This is a genomic window from Streptomyces sp. NPDC090045 (genome assembly GCF_044747975.1).
Lineage (GTDB): Bacteria > Actinomycetota > Actinomycetes > Streptomycetales > Streptomycetaceae > Streptomyces.
The window spans coordinates 76,079-90,766 of record NZ_JBIVFA010000002.1 but is presented as its reverse complement, the minus strand read 5'-3'; the positions used below and the strand labels follow the sequence as shown (position 1 = coordinate 90,766).

The 14,688-nt window shown below is 70.5% G+C and carries 16 protein-coding genes and 1 pseudogene; 7 read left to right on the top strand and 10 right to left on the bottom strand.

Features of this window, described 5'->3' with window-relative positions; genetic code table 11:
- Window positions 1–16: 16 nt before the first annotated feature.
- The 7 genes from ccsB to hemL form a co-directional block, all read right to left on the bottom strand.
- Window positions 17–1,102, bottom strand: coding sequence for a c-type cytochrome biogenesis protein CcsB (gene ccsB / locus ACIPYQ_RS05290; RefSeq protein WP_361761702.1), 1,086 nt, complete (start codon window positions 1,100–1,102; stop codon window positions 17–19).
- Window positions 1,099–2,880 carry a cytochrome c biogenesis protein ResB gene (locus ACIPYQ_RS05285; protein WP_401246316.1) on the bottom strand — a complete coding sequence of 594 codons (1,782 nt, stop codon included), beginning with the start codon at window positions 2,878–2,880 and terminating at the stop codon, window positions 1,099–1,101. The genes ccsB and ACIPYQ_RS05285 overlap by 4 nt, the downstream gene beginning before the upstream one ends.
- A 13-nt stretch (window positions 2,881–2,893) precedes the next feature.
- On the bottom strand, window positions 2,894–3,616 hold the full coding sequence (locus tag ACIPYQ_RS05280; protein WP_401247651.1) for a cytochrome c biogenesis CcdA family protein: 723 nt from the start codon (window positions 3,614–3,616) through the stop codon (window positions 2,894–2,896).
- A gap of 55 nt (window positions 3,617–3,671) precedes the next feature.
- Window positions 3,672–4,319 (bottom strand): TlpA disulfide reductase family protein, encoded by a 648-nt coding sequence (locus ACIPYQ_RS05275; protein ID WP_361761696.1) that lies wholly within the window; start codon window positions 4,317–4,319, stop codon window positions 3,672–3,674.
- Window positions 4,320–4,428: 109 nt separating this feature from the next.
- Window positions 4,429–5,652 (bottom strand): hypothetical protein, encoded by a 1,224-nt coding sequence (locus ACIPYQ_RS05270; protein WP_401246313.1) that lies wholly within the window; start codon window positions 5,650–5,652, stop codon window positions 4,429–4,431.
- 175 nt (window positions 5,653–5,827) lie between these two features.
- Entirely contained in the window at window positions 5,828–6,508 is a 681-nt protein-coding gene (locus ACIPYQ_RS05265) for a histidine phosphatase family protein (protein ID WP_401246310.1), read from the bottom strand.
- Complete coding sequence (gene hemL / locus ACIPYQ_RS05260) at window positions 6,505–7,827, bottom strand: glutamate-1-semialdehyde 2,1-aminomutase (protein WP_078892852.1); 1,323 nt, start codon at window positions 7,825–7,827, stop codon at window positions 6,505–6,507. The genes ACIPYQ_RS05265 and hemL overlap by 4 nt, the downstream gene beginning before the upstream one ends.
- A 133-nt stretch (window positions 7,828–7,960) precedes the next feature.
- Between hemL and ACIPYQ_RS05255 the strand changes: the two genes are divergently transcribed.
- Complete coding sequence (locus ACIPYQ_RS05255; RefSeq protein WP_361761685.1) at window positions 7,961–8,569, top strand: hypothetical protein; 609 nt, start codon at window positions 7,961–7,963, stop codon at window positions 8,567–8,569.
- A gap of 32 nt (window positions 8,570–8,601) precedes the next feature.
- On the opposite strand, the pseudogene ACIPYQ_RS05250 reads toward ACIPYQ_RS05255, so the two are convergent.
- Window positions 8,602–8,817: pseudogene (locus tag ACIPYQ_RS05250) on the bottom strand (hypothetical protein); the annotation flags it as partial.
- 138 nt (window positions 8,818–8,955) lie between these two features.
- On the opposite strand from ACIPYQ_RS05250, the gene ACIPYQ_RS05245 reads away from it, so the two are divergent.
- The gene (locus ACIPYQ_RS05245) at window positions 8,956–9,156 is read left to right on the top strand and encodes a hypothetical protein (protein WP_401246307.1); all 201 of its coding nucleotides are present in this window, start codon (window positions 8,956–8,958) and stop codon (window positions 9,154–9,156) included.
- Window positions 9,157–9,189: 33 nt separating this feature from the next.
- Here ACIPYQ_RS05245 and ACIPYQ_RS05240 read toward each other — a convergent pair whose 3' ends face one another.
- Complete coding sequence (locus ACIPYQ_RS05240; RefSeq protein ID WP_401246304.1) at window positions 9,190–9,687, bottom strand: DUF5994 family protein; 498 nt, start codon at window positions 9,685–9,687, stop codon at window positions 9,190–9,192.
- 319 nt (window positions 9,688–10,006) lie between these two features.
- Here ACIPYQ_RS05240 and ACIPYQ_RS05235 point away from each other — a divergent pair, with 319 nt between their 5' ends.
- The 4 genes from ACIPYQ_RS05235 to ACIPYQ_RS05220 all read left to right on the top strand — a co-directional run bounded on the left by ACIPYQ_RS05235 (window position 10,007) and on the right by ACIPYQ_RS05220 (window position 11,487).
- A complete protein-coding gene (locus tag ACIPYQ_RS05235) occupies window positions 10,007–10,579 on the top strand; it encodes a DUF5994 family protein (protein ID WP_401246302.1) in 573 nt (190 codons plus the stop codon).
- A gap of 5 nt (window positions 10,580–10,584) precedes the next feature.
- The gene (locus ACIPYQ_RS05230) at window positions 10,585–10,773 is read left to right on the top strand and encodes a hypothetical protein (RefSeq protein ID WP_401246299.1); all 189 of its coding nucleotides are present in this window, start codon (window positions 10,585–10,587) and stop codon (window positions 10,771–10,773) included.
- A 94-nt stretch (window positions 10,774–10,867) separates the two neighbouring features.
- Entirely contained in the window at window positions 10,868–11,134 is a 267-nt protein-coding gene (locus tag ACIPYQ_RS05225; RefSeq protein WP_030664179.1) for a hypothetical protein, read from the top strand.
- A 68-nt stretch (window positions 11,135–11,202) separates the two neighbouring features.
- Window positions 11,203–11,487: a hypothetical protein gene (locus tag ACIPYQ_RS05220; protein ID WP_361761670.1), complete on the top strand. Its 285-nt coding sequence runs from the start codon at window positions 11,203–11,205 to the stop codon at window positions 11,485–11,487.
- Between the two features lie 14 nt (window positions 11,488–11,501).
- On the opposite strand, the gene ACIPYQ_RS05215 is transcribed toward ACIPYQ_RS05220, so the two are convergent.
- The gene (locus tag ACIPYQ_RS05215) at window positions 11,502–12,770 is read right to left on the bottom strand and encodes an ATP-binding protein (protein WP_401246296.1); all 1,269 of its coding nucleotides are present in this window, start codon (window positions 12,768–12,770) and stop codon (window positions 11,502–11,504) included.
- A gap of 205 nt (window positions 12,771–12,975) precedes the next feature.
- On the opposite strand from ACIPYQ_RS05215, the gene ACIPYQ_RS05210 reads away from it, so the two are divergent.
- Window positions 12,976–14,175, top strand: coding sequence for a PP2C family protein-serine/threonine phosphatase (locus ACIPYQ_RS05210; RefSeq protein ID WP_401246293.1), 1,200 nt, complete (start codon window positions 12,976–12,978; stop codon window positions 14,173–14,175).
- The last annotated feature ends 513 nt before the right edge of the window (window positions 14,176–14,688 follow it).

Genomic DNA, 14,688 nt, shown 5'->3' with positions numbered 1-14,688 from the left:
GTCCCACTCCCGGCGGTCAGACGCCCGAGTAGGAGTGCAGGCCGTTGAGGAACATGTTCACGCCGTAGTAGTTCCAGATCCAGCAGGCGAAGGCGAAGAGCGCGAGGTACGCGGCCTTGCGGCCCTTCCAGCCGGCGGTGGCGCGGGCGTGCAGGTAGGCGGCGTACGCCACCCAGGTCACGAAGGACCAGACCTCCTTGGGGTCCCAGTTCCAGTAGCGGCCCCAGGCGTCGCCCGCCCAGATCGCGCCCGCGATGATCGTGAAGGTCCACAGCGGGAAGACGGCCGCGTTGATCCGGTACGAGAACTTGTCGAGCGAGGCCGCGGAGGGCAGCCGCTCCATGACCGACGCGTAGAACTTCCCCGCGGTCCGGCCGTTCGCCAGCCGGCCCTCGTAGGCGTCGCGGAAGAGGTAGAGGACCGCGCCGGCCGCGCCGATGTAGAAGACGGCGCCGCAGAAGATCGCGGTGGAGACGTGGATCCACAGCCAGTACGAGTGCAGGGCCGGAACCAGCTGGTCACTGTCGGTGTAGAGGATCTTGACGGCGATGCCGAGGTCCAGCAGCACGCTGGTGACCAGGATCAGGCCGAGCCAGCGCACGTTCTTCTTCAGGGCCAGCAGCACCAGGTACGTGCCGACGGCCACCGTGGAGAAGGTGATCGAGAACTCGTACATGTTGCCCCACGGGGCCCGCTGCACGGACAGCGCGCGGGCGAGGACACCGCCCGCCTCGATGAGGAAGGCGAGCGCGGTCAGCGAGATCGCGATCCGCCCGTAGAGGTCGCCCTGCACGGTGCCGCCGCCGGCGCCGGGGCCGTCCGGCACGTCGCGGGTGCCGGCGGCCGAACGGGTGACGACCTTCGGCTGGTCGAGGACGGCCGTGCCGCCGCCCTTGCCGCGGACCTGCACGGCGGGCGCGTCCTGGGCCTGCCCGGCGCCGGTCAGCGCGGCGGCCGTACGGGCCACCTTGCTGCGGCTGCCGAAGGTCCACTCGGCGATGTGCGCGAAGAAGGCGAGCGTGTAGACCGCCATCGACGAATAGATCAGGTAGTTGCTGATCTGAGCCAGGTTCTCATTGGCTGCGGCTGCGAGCGGCGTCATCCGCGCTCTCCTTCAGGGGTTTCTTCGACACGTGGTTCGGCAAGTGCGGCGGGCGCGGTCGGCGCCTGCTGGTGCAGCGCGGCGGCGAGGGCCGCCAGCTCCTGCGGGAGCCGGGCGGACTCGCTGCGGCCCAGACCCGCCATTTCGACGACGGTCACGCCGTCCGGGCCGGCCACCGCGCGGACCCAGATCCGGCGGCGCTGGATGAACAGGGATCCGGCCAGGCCCGCGATGGCGGCGATCGCGCCGGCGAGGGCGAGGCCGCTGCCGGGCTGGTGGGTGACGGAGAAGGTGGCCCACCGCTCGATGCCCTCGAACTTCACGGTGCCCGCGCCGTCCGGCAGGGTCATCGTGTCGCCGAGCGAGAGCTTCTGCTTGAACGCCTCGCCGGACTCGTCCTTGAAGGCCTGCATCTTGTCCGTCTTGAGCACGTACACGTTCTGCGGCAGGCCCGAGTCCACGCCGAGGCTGCCGTGCCAGGCGTTGAGCATGAGCCGCGGCTGCAGCACGGCCGGGAACTGGGAGAACATCGTGCCCATGCCCTCGCCGGCGTAGGTCGGCACGAAGACGGCGTTGAAGCCGAGCTGCTCCTGCTTGCCGTTCTTGTCCTTGTAGCCGTCGGTGACCTTGATCGCTCCGGTGGAGGTCAGGTTGGAGTCCTGCGGGAGCATCGGCACGGCGTCCTTGAAGATCACCTTGCCGGTGGGGTCAGTCACCGAGATGATCGGCGCGTATCCGTGGCCCAGCAGGTAGACCTTGGAGCCGTCGACCTGGAGGGGCTTGTTGACCTGGATCTCGCGCTTCTGGGGCTTGCCGTGGGCGCCTTCGCTGAAGGTGACGTACGCCTTGAAGTCGCGCGGGGTGCCCTTCTGCGGGCCGGTCAGCTCGTACGTCGCGTCGAACCGGTCCAGCGTGAAGCTGAACGGCGGCAGGTCGTCCGGGTGGAAGAGGGTGCCGGACTTGAAGTCGTCGTACTGGGTGAGCGTGTTCGAGAAGCCGGTGCCGCGCAGCACCAGCTTGCCGCCCTCGGACTTGAAGTACTGGCCCCAGGCGAAGGCCACCAGCATCACGATCAGCGCGACGTGGAAGATCAGGTTGCCGGCCTCGCGGAGGTAGCCCTTCTCCGCCGCGACGTGCCCCTGGCCCGCCTCGGTCCGGAAGCGGCGCCCGCGGAGCACCGCCGTGGCGTACGAGAGGACCTCGTCCGGAGTCTTCCCGGTGCGCCAGGTGGTGTGGGCGGGGAGCCGGTCGAGCCGCTTGGGGGCGCCCGGCGGGCGGCCGCGGAGCTGGCCGACGAACTGCCAGGAGCGCGGCAGGATGCAGCCGACCAGCGAGATGAACAGCAGCAGGTAGATCGCGGAGAACCACACCGAGCTGTAGACGTCGAAGAGCTGGAGCTTCTCGGCGACGGTCACCCAGGACGGGTTGGCCCGCTTCCAGTCGACGACCTTCGTCTCGTCGACGTTGCTCTGCGGGATGAGGGAGCCGGGGATGGCGCCCAGGGACAGCAGGAAGAGCAGGATCAGCGCCACCCGCATGGAGGTGAGCTGCCGCCAGAACCAGCGGGCCCAGCCGATCACGCCGATGCCGACGGCCGGCCCGGCGGGGCTGTCCTCCAGGGGGGCGGTGGAGAGCTGGGCGCCGGCCACGGCCTCCGCGGGGTCCGCGGCGGCGGACTCGGCGGCGTCCGCTGTGGCGTCCGCGGTGGCGTCCGCGGTGGCGTCCGCGGTGGCGGACTCGGGCGATGCCTCGGAGGGTGCCTTGTCAGTCGTACTCATGTCCGTGTTGTCCTCAGATCCCCACCGTGAAGCTTTGGGTCCAGCTCTGCATGTCGCTGACGATGCTGGCCCACATTCCTGTGACGAGCAGCAGACCGGTCAGGATCAGCATGCCTCCGCCGATGCGCATCACCCACGCGTAGTGCTTCTTCACCCAGCCGAACGCGCCGAGCGCCTTGCGGAACGCGATCGCGGTGAGGATGAACGGCAGGCCGAGTCCGAGGCAGTAGGCCACGGTCAGCAGCGCGCCCCGGCCGGCGCTCGCCTGGTCGAGGGAGAGCGTGGTGACGGCCGCGAGGGTCGGGCCCATGCAGGGGGTCCAGCCGACCCCGAAGAGCACACCCAGCACCGGGGCGCCGAGCAGGCCCGCCGTCGGCTTCTTGTGGAAGCGGAACTCCCGCATCGTCAGACCCGGAATCGCTCCCATGAAGAAGAGGCCGAGAAGGATCACCAGGCCGCCCAGGACCCGGGAGATGATCTCGGTGTTCTCCTTGAGGGTCTCCCCGAAGTAGCCGAAGAGCGCGCCGGTGGAGACGAAGACCGCGGTGAAGCCCGCGATGAACAGGGCCGCGCCCGCCAGCATCCGCCCGCGCCGCGCCTCGGCGAGGTCGGCTCCGCTGACGCCGGTCACGTACGAGAGGTAGCCGGGGACCAGCGGGAGCACGCAGGGCGAGAAGAAGGAGACGAGGCCGGCGAGGACCGAGATGGGCAGGGCCAGCAGCAGCGCCCCGCTCATCACGGTGGTGTTCACGCCCGTCGCCTCGGCGGCGAGCACGTAGTCGACCACGAGGTCACTGCTCCGCGAGGATCGGGTCGATCATCGAGCGCAGCTGCTCCTCGCTCAGCGGGGCCAGGGTGCGGGCGGCGATCTTGCCCTCCCGGTCGAGGATGATCGTGGAGGGGATCGCGTTCGGGTTGAGCGTGCCCTTGGGGAAGCGCAGTATCAGCTTCCCGGCGGGGTCGTAGAGGCTCGGGTAGGTGATCCCGAAGGTCTCCTCGAAGGAGACCGCGTTCTGGGTGCTGGTGTCGCGGGTGTTGATGCCGACGAAGGCGATGTCCTTGCCGGCGTCGGCCAGCTCCTTGGACACCTTCGCGAAGCTGGGGGCCTCGGCGCGGCACGGCGGGCACCAGGAGCCCCAGACGTTGAGCACGACGACCTTGCCCTTGAGGGTGGTGACGTCGAGGTTCTTGCCGTCGACGGTCTCGCCGTCGAGCTTGGGGGCCTCGGCGCGCTCCCCCTTGGCGGCGGTGGTGATGCCGGTCGCGCCCGTGACGTAGTTGCCACCGGTGGAGGTCGTCTTGCCGCCGTCCGAGCCGGTGCAGGATGTCAGGGTCATGACGCCCGCGACGGTCACCGCGGTCAGCGCGGTGAGGACGGTGGCGCGGCCGCTGGTCGAGCGGCGGCTACTTCGACGGACAGCAGCACGGCTAAGGCTCATGTGAAAAGTTTCGCATGAGCAATTCGCCGATCTACCGCGCCCCCCGCGGGGGTGTCAATGCCCTGGTCAGGCGATGGTCGGACGGATACCGGCCGCGGTCAGGCCGCCGTCAGGCCGCGGTCAGGTACGTGCTCCACCCGCCAGCCGGTGCCCGGCCCGGGCCCAGACCGCGGAGCCTGGCGAGCACCTTGGGGTCCTGGACGTCCAGCCAGTCGGTGAACTGCCGGAAGGATACGAGCCGTACATCCCTTTTGTCCGCCATGCCCTTGAGGGCCTCCTCGACGGCGTCCATGTAGATGCCGCCGTTCCACTCCTCGAAGTGGTTGCCGATGAAGAGCGGCGCCCGGTTGGTCTCGTAGGCCCGCCGGAAGCCGCCGAGGTAGGTGGCCGTGGCCTGGCTGCGCCAGGCCGGGTAGTGGGCGGGCACGCCCCTCGTGGTGTTCTTCGACTGGTTGGCGAGGATGTTGTAGTCCATCGACAGCACCTCGAAGGAGTGCCCGGGGAAGGGCAGGGACTGCAGCGGCAGGTCCCAGACGCCGGACCTTCGCACCGGCCAGACCTGGAGGCCGCCGGGCGAGCTGGCGTCGTAGCGCCAGCCCAGCCGCTGGGCGGTGGGCAGCAGGCCGTCCCGGCCGAGGAGGCAGGGGGTGCGGGCGCCGGTCAGCTCCTTGCGGTAGTCGAAGGGCAGCGGGTCGAGGTCGGTGAAACCGGTGTGGGTGCGCCAGTTGGTGACGAACGACACAGCCTGGTCGATCTCGCTGCGCCAGTCGTCCGGGGTCCACCGGCCGACGGAGCCGGGCCCGTCGCAGAAGTGGCCGTTGAAGTGCGTGCCTATCTCGTGCCCGTCGAGCCAGGCCTCGCGGAGGCACTTGAGGGTGGAGCGGACGTTCTCGTCCTTGAGGTAGCCGAGGTCCGAGGCCCCGACGGGGTTGTTCGGCGGCCGGTAGAGGCTCCGCTTCGACTCGGGCAACAGGTAGATGCCGGAGAGGAAGAAGGTCATGGCCGCACCGTGGTCCCTGGCGAGCTTGAGGAAGCGCGGGAAGAGGCCGTTGCCGATCTCCGCCGCGCCGTCCCAGCTGAAGACGACGAACTGCGGCGGGGTCTCGCCAGGCTGCAGGGGCACGGGCCGGTCCGGCTGGTTCGGCTGCGGGCCGGTGTCGGCGGTGGAGCCGTCGCCGATGAGCTCGGCCGCCGCCGCCTTCCCGCCGGGCCTGGGGTTCTTGATCGATCCGGGGGTGCCGGGCTCGGCGGGTGCGCCGCAGCCCGCGATCCCCACCGCGGCGGCGGCCCCAAGTCCGAGTCCGAGCACTCCCCTTCGACTGAAGTCGCGCACGCCACCCTCCCCGTCGTCCCACGCAAGCCCACGCCGAATCCCATATAAACGGACAATTCGGAGCGACTTGCGGCACTGGAAGGGTGATTCCCGGCGCAACTTGTATTTATTTAGGTAAAACTGTAACGCTTCGTAACAGAGCGTCGATCAAGAAATCGGATGGAGTAACGATCCGTCAGGCGCCGAACGCCTTGGACGCGCCCTTCACCGGCTTCGCCCCGGCCAGCAGGTGCGCCGGGACCAGGTCCCGGGCCGGCTCGCTGTAGCCCACCGACACCAGCTTGTCGCCCTGGAAGGTGAAGGACGTCAGCGAGGCGAGGGTGCACTGGCGGCGGCGCGGGTCGTGCCACAGCCGGCGCTTCTCCGCGAAGCTGCGCACGATCCAGATCGGCAGCTGGTGGCTGACCGCCACGGCCTCGTGGCCGCGGGCCGCGTCGCGCGCGGCCTCCAGCGCGCTCATCATCCGGACCACCTGGTCGACGTACGGCTCGCCCCAGGAGGGCTTGAACGGGTTCGTCAGGTGCTTCCAGTTGCCGGGCTTGCGCAGCGCGCCGTCCCCGACGCCGAAGGTCTTGCCCTCGAAGACGTTCTCCGCCTCCAGCAGCCGGGCATCGGTCGCCAGGCCCAGGCCGTGGGCCTTGGCGATCGGCTCCGCCGTCTCCTGCGCCCGCTCCAGCGGGGAGGACACCACGTAGGAGATGTCCCGGGTCTTGAGGTGCTCGGCGACCCGATCCGCCATCTGCCGGCCCAGATCGGAGAGGTGGTAGCCCTCGCGGCGCCCGTACAGGACCCCGTCCGGGTTGTGCACCTCGCCGTGGCGCACCAGGTGCACGACGGTGATCTCGCTGCTGCTCATGCGGTGGCCTCCGCGGCGGCTCGGGCGGCGGCGGGCAGCGCAGCCGCGATGCGCTCGATCGCCCGCTCGTCGTGGGCGGTGGAAACGAACCAGGACTCGAAGGCGGACGGCGGCAGGTAGACGCCCTGCGCCAGCATCGAGTGGAAGAAGCCGTTGAAGCGGAAGCTCTCCTGCTTCTTGGCGTCGTCGTAATTGCGCACCTCGTCCTCGGTGAAGAAGACGGAGAACATGTTCGACGCGGTCTGCAGCCGGTGCGCCACGCCCTCCTTGGCCAGCGCCCCGCTGACCAGGCCCTGGATCTCCTTCGACACCGCGTCGACCTTCTCGTACGCGGCCGCGTCCAGCAGGCGCAGCTGCGCGAGGCCGGCGGCGGTGGCGATCGGGTTACCGGAGAGGGTGCCGGCCTGGTAGACCGGGCCGGCGGGCGCGAGGTGGCCCATGACGTCGGCGCGGCCGCCGAAGGCCGCCGCCGGGAAGCCGCCGCCCATGACCTTGCCGAAGGTCATCAGGTCGGGCTTGACCCCGTCGACGCCGTACCAGCCGGCGCGGGAGGTACGGAAGCCCGTCATCACCTCGTCGGAGATGTACAGGGCGCCGTTCTCGCGGCAGAGGTCGGCGAGCCCCTGGTTGAAGCCCTCGGCCGGGGTCACGACGCCCATGTTGCCGGGCGCGGCCTCGGTGATCACGCAGGCGATCTCGCCGGGGTGCGCGGCGAAGGCCGCCCGGACCGCTTCCAGGTCGTTGTAGGGGAGGACGATCGTGTCGCCGGCCTGCGCGCCCGTCACACCGGGGGTGTCCGGCAGGGCGAAGGTCGCGAGCCCGGAACCGGCCGCGGCCAGCAGCGCGTCCACATGTCCGTGGTAGCAACCGGCGAACTTCACGACCTTGGCCCGGCCGGTGAAGCCGCGCGCCAGGCGGATCGCCGACATCGTGGCCTCCGTCCCCGAGGAGACGAGCCGCACCTGCTCGACGGGCTCGATGCGCGCCACGATCTCCTCGGCGAGCGCCACCTCGCCCTCGCCGGGCGTGCCGAAGGAGGTGCCGCGGGCCACGGCCGCCTGGACGGCCGCGATCACCTCGGGGTGGGAATGGCCGAGGATCATCGGTCCCCACGAGCACACGAGGTCGACGTACTCGCGACCGTCGGCATCGGTGAGGTACGGACCGGTGCCGGACACCATGAACCGGGGCGTACCGCCCACGGCGCGGAAGGCGCGCACGGGAGAGTTCACGCCGCCGGGGGTCACGAGGGAGGCGCGCTCGAAGAGCGTCTGCGAAACTGGGGCTTCATACGGGTACGGGTAGCTCACACCAGCCATGGTCTCAGAGGCCGCGACAGACTTGCGGACGGGCGTTTCACCGCGTCGCCGCGGGGGAGGTCACTGCCATGATGATCAGGCTGCGTGGCGGGGGCCGCGGGGCCGGGGCAAGCAAGACCAGTCGGGTGGAGATATGCAACGCGGTGGTGGACCGGGCGAGGGTACGGACGGCCTCGATCCGCAGCGCGCCCGCGAAGCCCGCGAGGCCCGCCGCCGGGGCAAGCACCGCCGACGTGCCACCGAGGCGGCCGACGCCGTCCCGGGACCCACGACGCCCGAGGAGGACCTGCCCAGGGGCCGCGGAATGGGTGTGACGTACAAGTACTTCGGCGCCCCCGACGGAGCCACGGCCGCCCGCGTCCCGGTCACCATGCGGCCCGAGGAGCTCGGCGGCGACGAGCTCGGCATGGGCGGCCTCTTCACCAAGATCAAGCCGGAGACGGTGGCCGCGATGGTCCTGACCGGCATCGAGGGCATACCCCTCCACAAGGTCCCGCCGCTGGAGCTGGTCGTCCTCCACCCCGACTACGCAGTGGTCAAGCTCCCCATGACGGTGGTCGACCCGCTGCGCGGCATCGGCGAGGAGTCGGTGGGCGCGGCGGCCTTCATCTGGTCCACGGTCCCGGACCGCGGCGGCCCGAGCGACGCCTTCAACGTCTACCAGCTGCTCCACGAGTGGCAGGACTTCTCCCACCGCCTCCACGAGGCGGGCCACCAGCCGTACTGCCTGGTCTGGCCCTGACCTGGTCTGTCGGTGTGCTCGGGCAGCTCCTTTCAGGCAGCTGCCCGAGCTTGCTCAGGAGTCGCCGTCAGGCGGGCCAGGGCACATTGAGGGCACACGGCTGAGGAATGTGCCCCGGCTGTGCCTCGCACCTCGGTGCCGTCGTCTGTGAAGGCCGCGTCGATCGCCTTCCGCGTCCGCCCCTCGCTCGCCGGCAGCAGGTGCGTGCAGGTACGCAAGGTGAAGCCGGGGTCGGAGTGCCCGAAGTACTGCCGACGACGCCGCACCGGGGAGGGGCGTCCCTCGTGTGCCTCGCTTCGCGGTCGACATGATGCAGACCGTCGCGGCGCGTGTCAGCGTGAACGGAGGGGGAATCCGTACCCCACGCATCAAGAGGAGTGACCGTCATGGACGGTAGGCAGGACAAGCGCCAGGAGCCGGGCAAGGGACGCGAGGCGCAGGAACACCATCGCCCCGGCGACCCCGCGCAGCCCCAGCCCGGCAAGTCCTCCCGCGAGAAGGGACAGAAGTCCGGCCCGAAGGAGACCTCGCGCCGCCGCGAGGACGATCTTCTGCGCGAGGAGGACCTGCACGACGAGGGGCTCTGACCGGCGCACCACTCGGCCACTGAGGATTCGGGGTCAGCCCGCCGCCTCGGCGGCGCCGTCCCCAGGTTCGGGTGTGGTCGCGATGAGGATCTGAGTGGCCTGCGTGATGTTGTCGGCGCGGACGGCGCGGGCCATCGCTTCGCGGGCGGCGTCGGCGGTGGTGTCCGGGGGGACCACCAGCAGGGCGAAGTGGTCGTTGTGGCCGCGAGTGACGAGGACGGTGTCGTCGCCGACGGGGTCGGCGTCGAGGTGCACGACTTGGCCGTCGATGACCAGACGGGTCGGGACGTCCTGCCAGGCGGAGGTGTCCAGGCCAACTCGCGTGATGGGCCCGAGGTGCGCGGTCAGTGCCGTGATCAATGCGGGCAGCTCGATCGTGACGTCCCTGGAGCGCGGCCACCAGGCGCCGTCCAAGAGTCCTTGGCGGGACCGCGTGGTTTCCAGCCGGAGCAGGGCGGCGCCCGGCTTGACCGCTTGGTGAATCGCGTCCGGGAGGAGCTTCAAAGGCGCGGGGTTGTCGGATGCGGCCATGGTGATTCCGCCCTGTCTCGCCGTGCGGCGGCTACCCGTTCGACGGCCGGCAGCGGCGTCGAAAAGGCTGTTGAGCTGCGGAGCGTCTCCGTCGTTTCACGGTACTCCGCCCACCCGCACGGTGCGGCGAGGGGAACCGACTGCGCCGCTCTCGCCGTCTGCGCCGGAAAATACCTGGTCAGAAGCGGCTTCCTGGATCGCGAACCGGAGTACGGTGAAGAGACCGGGAGTATTTCGCACACCCGCTCCCACGCGGACGTCGTTTCCGGCGATCACTGCACCGGGCCGTTCGCGAACGGTCCGGGGACGGGTCCGCGACATGACCACGACCCTCGACCGCGCTGCGCAGCCGGCTGTTGTCCTGCGCCCGGCCCGCTTGTCCCTTACGCCGCAGACCACCCTCGCCGGCCGGCTGGACGGTGCCTGGTGGCCGTACTCACGTGACCTCGAAGCCGAGCTCCCCGCTCTCGCCGCCGCTCTGGACGAGACCTGGGGGCGCATCACCCGCGTCAGCGTGAACCCCAGCCGCTGGCCGGTCGTCCCGCGCACGGTTGCCGTGGCCGGGCACGTGCTGCACGTGGGCTGGTTCACCGAACAGGATCCCGACAAGCTGATCCTGCTCTCCTACACCGTCGGCCGCTGGGACCTCCTGGTGATCCCGCCCGAGACCGAGCCCGCGGCCGCGGCCCGGCTGATGGCCGCCGCCGCGATCCCGGGCAGCGTCCTGGCCGCCGACGTCCTGATGGCCAACGAGACCGTCATCGGGCGCGGCATCCGCGACGCCCGCCGCCGGGAAGCCACCTGGGAGGGCGAAGGCGGGGCCTGCATGTCCCCCTTCGGGGAGCCGATGGGACGAAGCGCCCTGCCGCTGACCGGAAACGGCTGGAGGTGAGCTCCGTGGAAACCGTCGTCCTCATCGCAGTGATCATCCTCATGATCGGCATCGGAATGCGCTGGATCCACCTGCTGAACGCCCAGCACGACGCGCGGATCGAGGCCTACCGCTTCAGTGACCCCCTGCCGAGGCCTCCCGGCCTGCCGGACGACACCGGTCGTCGAGCCCACCATCCGGGTGTCGACCGGTGAGGAACAGACCTTCCTCCGACCGGGGGCAGCGGGCGGGACGCCTCGGCGCCCCGCTCCGCCGGCCTCTCACCACTCCGAAAGGGAACACGCCTACGTGAAGTACATCGAGACCCAGACACTGCCCTCGCTCGGGCACGCCGAGGTCCGGATCATCGCGCACACGCCCGAAGCCGCCCGAGCGGTCGCGGAGGCGCTCCGCCGCTGTTTCGCAGGCGCGGAACAGCGCAGCTACCCCGCCCTCGACGGCAACACCCGCCTCCACCTCACCGTGGACACGGCAACACCCGCCGGCCCCGCCCGCTCGTGGCTGGCCGCCAGCAGGACCCCGACCGGTACCGGCGCGCACTCCGACGAGATCTGAGAGGACGGTTCGGAGAAGCCCCGACGGCCCCGGAACCCACTCCACCCCACACACGAAAGGACGCGGTCATGGCCACACTGCGCGAACGCAAGACCTACCGCGACCAGGTGCTCCGGGTCCTGTACGAAGCCGTCGAGGGCAACCGCCTCCTCGGCATCACCGGAGCGCAGCTGCGGCGCGACCTCCACGTACCGGAACAGGACCTCGCCGCCGCCTGCACCTACCTGGCGGGCGAAGGACTGATCACCGTCGACTGGGAACCCGGCAACACCCCCGCGATGGTCACCCTCACCCACGAGGGAATCCGACGCATGGAGGCAGAGGAGGAGGAGACGGCCACCGGCCCGGCCTGATCCGTACAGCACACCTAGATGCGGGCGAACGTCTCGGTCTGCTGGGCGAACTCCTGTGCCATGGCCGCGCTGACCGTGGGCCTGGTCTCGCCGATCGTGCGCAGGTAGTCCTCGGTGGTGGGGCGGGCCCGGGTCCCGGTGTCGAAGGTGTGCTCGAACTGGACCTGGGAGACGGTGCGCGCCACATGGGCGATGTCGGCGGGGGTGAACCCCTCGCTGGCGTCCGCCAGCGCCGTGCTGTCGGCCTTCGCGCCCGCCCGGTCCAGGTAGCTCTCCCACAGCGCGGTCCGCGCGCGGTGGTCCGGGGGGCCGATCGGCAAGACGTAGTCGAAACGGCCGTGCCGCAGGAACGCGGAGTCGAGCGTGGTCACGTCGTTCGTGGCGCAGACGAGCAGCCGCCCGTCCTGGCCCCGGAACCGGACGATCGCCTTGAGCAGTTCGTTGACGACGCCGACCGCGGTCGCGTCCGCGCCGCTGCGGGTCCCGGCGATCTCCTCGACCTCGTCGATGAAGACCAGGACGTGGTCGAGCCCGGCGATCTCGTCGAAGCGCCGGTTCAGCCCGCTCGCCAGTCCGTACTCGGCGGCCAGCCGGGCGGGGAACAGTTCGAGGAAGGGCCATTGCAGGCGGCTGGCGATGGCGTGCGCGAACGTGCTCTTGCCGGTTCCGGGCGGCCCGAACAGCATCACGGCCCGCGGCAGCTCCACGCCGTGCTGGGCGGCCATTTCGGGATGGGCCAGTGGCAGGACCAGGCGCCGCTCGATGAGCTCCTTCTCTCGGTGCATGCCCGCGACCTTCTGCCACAGTCCCCCGGGCGGCAGTTCCGCTCCCAGCGACGCGAGCATGCTGACCGCCTGAGGGGTCACTCGCCCGCGCTTCTCGAAGAAGACCAGGCCCGGACGGGCGCCGAAGCCGCAGTTGTACAGGGCGGCGGCACCGGTCTCGCCGTCGGGCAGGACCGCGTGCACCGTTCGGACGCCACCGGCGAACAGCCGGTGCTCCAAGGCCGTGATCAGGTCACTGCCCAGCCCCTTGTGCCGCCAGGCGGGCGCCATGCTGATGCGCAAGATCCACGCCCGGTCACCGTCCACCCTGCTCACCGCGGCACCGACCACCACGTCGTCCGCCGTGGCCACCACCGCCGGGTGGAGGGCCTGGAGGGCCGCCACGGCGTCCGAGAGCGGAAAGAGCGGTGGCTCTTCGGTCGTGCCGCTCTCGGCGTCGACTCGGAGCACCGATTCGAGATCGTCCTGGGTGTAGTCCCTGACACGCCACCCGGTCATGGTCAGCTCCGCGTGTTCGGCCGTACTCCCATCATCGGCCGATGCGAGCCGGGGCGCGCGGCAGCGACGGCGCGCGCCCCGGCAGTGCCGTTTTTGAGGGCGGAGCATCGAAGCCGTGTGGCGGGCCCGGTCGCCGGGGAGCATCCTGGAAGCCACGCCGCCCGTGCAGCCGGACGCCGCCCGCCGCCTGGTTGGAGGCAACAGGATGACCGTCGGAGGCCGCGCGGACCCGGACCGCTCGGAGAGCTTCGGGGAGGAACTGCTCGGGGTGCTCCTGGACGGGGCGCACGAGCTGCCACCCCATCTGGTCGGCCCGCTGGTTGCGGAGACGATGGCCCGCATGGGGGGACGTGACCCGCAGATCCTGCTTCAGGACTACGGACAGCAACAGCTGGTCCCCCTGCCCGCCGACGGCGTGGCCGCCGGTGATCCGCTGCCCATCGACCGGTCCGAAGCCGGCCGGTGCTTCCTGGAGTCACGCCCCGTCGAAGTCCTGACGCCCGATGGCGTACGGGTCCACCTGCCACTGCTGGACGGCGGCGACCAGGTGGGGGTGCTCGCGGTCACCCTGGACGGGGTCGACGACGACAGCCGCCGCCTCCTGCGCAGGATCGCGGGCCTGGCGGCCGACCTGCTGCAGACCAAGAACGGCTACACAGACCTCTTCTTCCGGACCCGCCGCGGTGAACCGATGAGCGTGGCTGCGGAGATCCAGTGGTCCCTGTTGCCACCGCTGTCGATGGTGATGCCGCACGTCGCGGTCGCCGGAGTTCTGGAGCCCGCCTACGCCGTGGCGGGGGACAGCTTCGACTACGCCCTGAACGGCGACGTCCTGCACCTCGCCATGGTCGACGCCATGGGGCACGGCCTGGACGCGGCCACGATGGCCACGGTGGCCATCGGCGCGTACCGCCACGCCCGCCGGATCAGCATCGAACTGTCCGAGATCTACCTCTTCATGGACCGGGCCGTCGCGGAGCAGTTCGACCCGGACCATTTCGTGACCGCCCAGATGATGCGCCTGGACACGGACACGGGGCGCCTCCAGTGGGTCAACGCGGGGCATCCCGCGCCGATGCTGATCCGCGCGCATCGCGTCGTACGCCGTCTGGACAGCCCCACGACCCTCCCTGTCGGCTTCGGAGGGGCCCAGCCGCAGGTCAGCGCGGTGGAGCTGGAGCCTGGCGACCGCGTCCTCTGCTTCACCGACGGCCTGATCGAAGAACACGAAACCGGGCAGGAGCAGTTCGGCGAGAAGCAGCTGATCGACTGGGTGAACCAGCTGGAGCAGGCCGACCACGGGATCCGCGCGGTGGCCCGGGACCTGTCCCACACCCTCAAGAGGGCACGCGGCGAGACCACCTCGGACGATGCGTCGCTCGTCCTGTTCGAATGGCGCGGATGACGGAAGGCCGTGCCACAACTTGCCAGCAGGAGCGGCGAACGGTGGGCAACCTCGATGACCACAGCCGGCACCCAGAGCCCGGCACCTTCACCTACGACCAGGCCCCCGGCAGCTTGCGCCTCACCCGCAGAGCCGACCCTCTCCCGAGGGACATACGATCACCTCGCCCCGACGGGCTCGGGCATCTACGCGCGGGCAACGGCTACACCCTCACCGTGCCCGCAGACTCACATACATCTGCCGGCAGCCACCGCCGCGCTGGTCAGCACACATTTCATAGGGAAACCCCAGGTCAGGGCCACGGGCCCGTCATTTGCTCCACGGGTGGCAGGACTTCTCCCACCGCCTCCACGAGGCGGGCCACCAGCCGTACTACCTGGTCAGGCCCTGACTTCGCCTTTCGTCGACGATGGGCGGCCCTCTACGGGGGGCTGCCCGGCCTTGCGTGGCCTTGCGCCCTTGCCGGATCACGCCGCGAAGTCGCCCGCTGCACCGAGCCCGCCTGAGCCCGCC

What these genes read in the sequence shown, in the direction of transcription:
- ACIPYQ_RS05280 (WP_401247651.1), bottom strand. Translation starts at nt 3,616, where the DNA reads ATGAGCGGGGCGCTGCTGCTGGCCCTGCCCATCTCGGTCCTCGCCGGC.
- hemL (WP_078892852.1), bottom strand. Translation starts at nt 7,827, where the DNA reads ATGGCTGGTGTGAGCTACCCGTACCCGTATGAAGCCCCAGTTTCGCAG.
- ACIPYQ_RS05215 (WP_401246296.1), bottom strand. Translation starts at nt 12,770, where the DNA reads ATGACCGGGTGGCGTGTCAGGGACTACACCCAGGACGATCTCGAATCG.
- ACIPYQ_RS05255 (WP_361761685.1), top strand. Translation starts at nt 7,961, where the DNA reads ATGCAACGCGGTGGTGGACCGGGCGAGGGTACGGACGGCCTCGATCCG.
- ACIPYQ_RS05245 (WP_401246307.1), top strand. Translation starts at nt 8,956, where the DNA reads ATGGACGGTAGGCAGGACAAGCGCCAGGAGCCGGGCAAGGGACGCGAG.
- ccsB (WP_361761702.1), bottom strand. Translation starts at nt 1,102, where the DNA reads ATGACGCCGCTCGCAGCCGCAGCCAATGAGAACCTGGCTCAGATCAGC.
- ACIPYQ_RS05285 (WP_401246316.1), bottom strand. Translation starts at nt 2,880, where the DNA reads ATGAGTACGACTGACAAGGCACCCTCCGAGGCATCGCCCGAGTCCGCC.
- ACIPYQ_RS05265 (WP_401246310.1), bottom strand. Translation starts at nt 6,508, where the DNA reads ATGAGCAGCAGCGAGATCACCGTCGTGCACCTGGTGCGCCACGGCGAG.
- ACIPYQ_RS05275 (WP_361761696.1), bottom strand. Translation starts at nt 4,319, where the DNA reads ATGAGCCTTAGCCGTGCTGCTGTCCGTCGAAGTAGCCGCCGCTCGACC.
- ACIPYQ_RS05240 (WP_401246304.1), bottom strand. Translation starts at nt 9,687, where the DNA reads ATGGCCGCATCCGACAACCCCGCGCCTTTGAAGCTCCTCCCGGACGCG.
- ACIPYQ_RS05235 (WP_401246302.1), top strand. Translation starts at nt 10,007, where the DNA reads ATGACCACGACCCTCGACCGCGCTGCGCAGCCGGCTGTTGTCCTGCGC.
- ACIPYQ_RS05220 (WP_361761670.1), top strand. Translation starts at nt 11,203, where the DNA reads ATGGCCACACTGCGCGAACGCAAGACCTACCGCGACCAGGTGCTCCGG.
- ACIPYQ_RS05210 (WP_401246293.1), top strand. Translation starts at nt 12,976, where the DNA reads ATGACCGTCGGAGGCCGCGCGGACCCGGACCGCTCGGAGAGCTTCGGG.